Origin of the sequence: Endozoicomonas sp. ONNA1, from assembly GCF_024606325.1 — a bacterium.
Lineage (GTDB): Bacteria > Pseudomonadota > Gammaproteobacteria > Pseudomonadales > Endozoicomonadaceae > Endozoicomonas_A.
Genome location: NZ_JAHHPN010000044.1, coordinates 1 through 5,119, shown reverse-complemented (window position 1 = coordinate 5,119; position 5,119 = coordinate 1). Strand labels below are relative to the sequence as shown.

The following is a 5,119-nucleotide window of genomic DNA, read 5'->3' as shown; positions in this document are numbered from 1 at the left end:
GTAGTTGAGGATAACAAAGATCAGTTATGTCTGAATTATCTTCTACGCAAGGAGGGGAGTCTTGATTGACAGAAATAACAGAACGAGCGAATGCGGATGCCTCGTAGCAGTCTGGTGCACAGTCAGACTCTGACAAAGTAAAGCCAGATAGTGTTGTTTGAATCCCTTCCATGACTGTGATCTCCATAATTATTTTCAATTTCGACCAGTGTTTTTGAAAAAAGTTTCAACTACCTGCCGGTCCGAGTTTAAATTGCAGGAACTTTTTTGATCTAACAAAGTCATAAACCATAGTGCCGGTTTTAAAGGAATCTTAATGAGCATCAAGTAATTCTAATCCGGACATCACCATAACTCTCCAATTACTCTGAGATTTATTGATATGGATTCATTACCAAAAACAGGAAGTACATTCTCGACAGTGTCGTTTACGAGCCCTGAGAGTTGTCCGGCGCAATCTGGCAGGAATTCAAACACTGCACATTGCCTGTCACCGGGTAACAGAGAGCAGCTAAGACAGGAATTGCGGGCAACTGTAAAGGCCGGTACGTTGGGTGCTCGACAGATTAAGGTGTGTGAATCGGAGTCATGTTATGCAAGATTCGAAAAAGAGTTGGCTTATCTTGACCATAACGACGAGATTCCAGGACCAAGACCTGTCAATCTGATTATTGAAGATGTGCCCACGATATTATCCAGACCGAAGGATGTCACAGTTGGCATTCTAAAACCCGATACGCTCGCTGCGTATAAACAGCATGCCAGAACATTTTTATTAGAAAACAATGCGTTAAAGCCGGATGAACTGCCCATTAAATGCCTCCCTGACCATTGTTCACTGCGGTTGAAAAAGCTGGAGGAAGCTGACCGTCTCTGTTGTGTATACAGGAAGTCTACATCAGGTGGACTGCGTCCGAACGGCACATTCAAGCCGCCCGAATTCAGAGAAAAAGATGATAGAAACTTAAGACGCCCTGCAGAATGGCTAACCACCGGGTATACAAAATCAGACATCAAGTGCTTTTTCACTGTAAAAGAGAACATTGCCAAAAGTATTACCGATCATTTACAGGATAAACATCAATTAGAAGAGGCTTTTGGCATTGACCCATTGCCCTGGCTGGTTTATTCCCAGCAAGGCGGTTCTGTAGAGGTTTATTTTGAGGATGAACTCCGTGGTGATCTGTTAGCACTTAATGAAGCCAGGCTCAGTAATTTTGCGATGTCCCATAACATTTCTGAAGAGAACTTGAAGAGGTTGTTGAATCTTCTGCCAATGTCGTTAAAAGCTGAAATCCTGAATCAACAGCATCTGCCAACACAACAGCATCCAGTTCAGGCTGAGGACATTATAAAACTGGTAATGAACCCGGATCGCTTCACCCGTCAACACTTATGGGAATTAATAGACCAGGGTTTCCCTGTTCAAAAAAAAGTACTTTACTGGGGAGGATACCAAACAATATTTGATTTAGTGATCAAATCAGCAGAAAAATTATGTATGTATGATCTGTTGAACAGAGCGACGGGAGACGACGAAAACCAGTGTATGGGCTGGTCAGCTTACTACGAAGATATCATTATCCAATTGTCCACTGATCTGGCCAGGCTCGGAGTGGCTGTTAGTGAGGAAACCGCCAAGAATGCTTTAGAACAATTTTATTCAAAAAGACTTTTCTGCCACCTGAAGGCATTGGGAGTATCCTACCAGGGTACAGATTTATGGTCTTTAATGGTTGATTCCGACTCTATCAGTGATCAGGCTGTGATGCTGGAGTTTCATGAACGTTGCCAGAGATTCAGTTCAGCGAAACTGCAGGACGCGTTTCACCTCGTCCTTTGTCGACCTTTTGAGGGACATCATCCCTACGACCAATTAAAAAACTATTTATTAGCTCTGTTTCATTATGGTGAACCCGACGAGCGAATACTTTGCACTGTGAGAAAAAAAATAGCAAACACCACCGCTGACGGCATTGAAAAATCCCTGGGAGCGCTTGGCGCAGATGATTATATCTGCTGGATCAAAGCACTCTGGGAACGGCGAGATCAAGAGCCTTTTTATCAGCAATGGCCAGAAAATATCAAAAAAGGACAACAACAGATAGACGAACTGAAAGAGTCCTTCAACCTTACCGGCTGTCAATCTGCCCAACCTGACTCCCTGACGCAACCAACGGAGTTGCAATTTCTCGTCGACGCCTTCAGCAAGCCACCGGTTTTGGCCAATGCCAAGGACAACGAAGAGACCATTCTGAGAATATTACAGCATTATTACCGACGCCCCGGACCAGAGCGAGTCATTAAATGCCTTGGCAATGAGACATTGCCCAGGGTATGGAAGCCTGATCACAACTGCAGTCATGTATTGAGGGCCCGGAACAATCTGTTGTGGTATATCGAGCTGCTGGAGAAATTCGATCTGATGAAGTTCTCTGAATCTGAAAAAAACCTGTTGTCACTGGCGATCATCTATCATGATGCCGCAGCGGAAGATGTTCCCAAGCGAGATGAAGAAGACAGGGCGGCTTACTATTTCAAGCGGGATCTGGATGGGCAGTATCCACAACAACAGCTGGATGATATTGCCAAAGCACTGACCTGCAAGGAAGACGACATGCAGGGCAAGAGCGATCAGGATCTTTCCCCATCGGTTCGGCGTTATCTGCAGGTACTGCGCTTTGCTGACCGCATGGACTTTATCCGATTAACCGGGGTTGATGCCTCGTTCCCGGGCTTCTCCGCAGAACGACAGAAGTACAGGCAGTTTGACCCATCGCGTTTGGATCTGCCGCCACAAGTGACTCAGGATTTCACCAGTGATCCCGTCCTGAAACCGGACTTGCAACAGCAACTGGAAGCCGCCATGCACGGTGCCGCTGATCTGCTACAAGTCACTGGCAGTGATAGTAAAGACCTCCGGACGGATTCCTATTTTCAAACTTTCCGGCTCAAACCTGACAGGGCGGCTATCACCGAGAAATTTGAACAGACCCCCTTGCCACTGCAGAACATGGAAAAATACCTGGATGATAATGTCCGGCGCTATATTGCCAGCCGTGCAGGCATTAACACCTGTACCAGTCCTGACCATAAAGGCTGCAATACTGACCAGCAAAAGGGAATCACTCGTGGCATCCACAATAGCTTCCATGATCTCAGGCAAGTCAGAGTGCCTGAAAGGATGACCCGCCTGGAAAAGATGCAGTGTCGCCACGGCTTCAGATTACTGAGCACAGAAACACAAGTAGCCATTGTTCAGGAGGTGCAACGACTGCAATCCGAAGGGATACCCATGAGCCTCGGCACTTTAACCCAGAAAACCCTGAAATCCCCTCTGGCGAAAAGAGCCCTTGAGCAAAGAGGAATTGCTGTGGTTAGTCAGAAACGCTTCAGGGGATATGATGACAAAGGTAACGTAAACCTGCAGGACATGCTGGTGCCTATGAAGGTTCTGCCTGATCGTAATAAAGCGAAGACATAACAAGGCTGGCTTAGATACAGCCAACCCTTATAGTACAGGGGATGCAGAGGAATTTGACGTTGATCAGTATGAGACTTCCATCCTTTGAGCTGCAGCTCGGATGTCCGGATCAGATTTCAGATTGTCGCTAAGGTAACGGAAGATGCGGGGAGCTCGTGGGAGCAGAGGCAGGACAAAATACTTGTCATTTTTAAGAGACTCAGTAGCAAAGCGCATGGCTAGAGGATTTTCCTCAATGATTGTCCTCAACAGGGCTTCATTGTTTTTTGCTGCCTGTCCGGCATAGGAATAGGCATAAGCATGTTTTCTGGTAGCTGACAGAATCACATCAGTGTCATTTTTGAGATCCTTACTGGCATACTTGAGTGCATCAGCATAATTATTGACGGCAAGCATTACCAGCGATTTATCATTTTTGATACGGTCGCTGGCATAAACTAATAAACTTCCATCTTGTTCTATGGTAGTTTTAGCTATGCCAGTATCATCCTTAAATATGTCGGCGATCAAACTAAATACAACCGGGTTTTGCTGAACCAGCAAAAGCACCAGATCCCTGTCATGATCTAAATCAAAGTCCTCGCGCAGGAGTTCAATGTAAGCTTTTTGCCCTGGGTGGTATCTGCTTGCAATGGCCATGCTAAATAGCAGTTCTTTTATTATTCTCGCAGCATCATTCGGCTCAAGGTGTTTGGTAGCCGCATTAAATATTTGGCGAAGTTTTGAATTTCTATCCGGATCTTCAGTTGCCTCAATATAATGATAAGCTTTATTGGCTATATCAAAAAATAGCTTGTATTCGCTATCCAGATAACCGAGGAAAGTATATTCATGATGCCAACAATATGTCTCTCTGTCATTAATTGCATCCAATACCAGGCAATGTTTGAACGTCCAGTTATTTACCGGTTCGTCCAGCCCGTTTTGACACCTTTTAACCAGCGTTTCAAAACACCATTTGTCGGTATTTTTACCGAGATGAAATTGGTTGATTGATATATCCATGGAGGTCAGACCTGACAGTATGGTCACCAATTCCACAAAGACTCTTTGTAACGCCGGTGTGGAATCAACCCGGGTATACTCTATGGTCATTTTTCCCGCGCTTTGATTGAAACTGATCGCCATTGGTCGTGAGCTTCTATCAATCGATGCACTACGGAGTGTCTGGACCAAAAACCAGAAACGTTTCAATTTTCCCTGTAAGTGTTTGTTTTTCCCGTCTTGGGAAAAATTATCAGAGATGTCGAGGCGGAGTGTTCGGCCCTTGCCTCCCTCGGCCTGTTCCAGCATAGCTATGGTGCAGACGTGCACTCCGAGGGTTGCATTAATAAAAGCAGCATCCACCATATTCAGCATGTCTAGCTCTACTACACAAAGTTTGCTCAGCACCGAAATGCAATTGTCGTCTAATAGTCCGGGAACTCCGCGGGGGAGTACATCAATCAGCGTTCTATCTTCTGTAATTTCGGTAATTTGTCCCTGGCCGGATGCTTCAGCCACCGGGGCGAGAGCGCTGACAAATTGCTGATGAAGCCAGTAGATCAGGTCGTGAACAGAATAGATTTCGTTCACTTTATTGGGCTGGGTCAGTTTTTGCAATTTATCCAGCAAGGTCTGGCAATCTCTCAGCCA

At 45.5% G+C, this 5,119-nt stretch carries 2 protein-coding genes; one reads left to right on the top strand and one right to left on the bottom strand.

Going from position 1 to position 5,119, the window contains the following annotated elements; translation table 11 throughout:
* Positions 1 to 382 precede the first annotated feature (382 nt).
* A complete protein-coding gene (locus tag KDK19_RS01010) occupies positions 383 to 3,484 on the top strand; it encodes a hypothetical protein (protein WP_257291153.1) in 3,102 nt (1,033 codons plus the stop codon).
* Positions 3,485 to 3,547: 63 nt separating this feature from the next.
* On the opposite strand, the gene KDK19_RS01005 is transcribed toward KDK19_RS01010, so the two are convergent.
* Positions 3,548 to 5,119 (bottom strand): DUF4116 domain-containing protein (locus tag KDK19_RS01005; RefSeq protein ID WP_257291152.1); only part of this gene is annotated, 1,572 nt, incomplete at its 5' end.

Bases quoted from the DNA above. Each gene is read 5' to 3' on its own strand.
- KDK19_RS01010 (WP_257291153.1), top strand. From the start codon at position 383: ATGGATTCATTACCAAAAACAGGAAGTACATTCTCGACAGTGTCGTTT.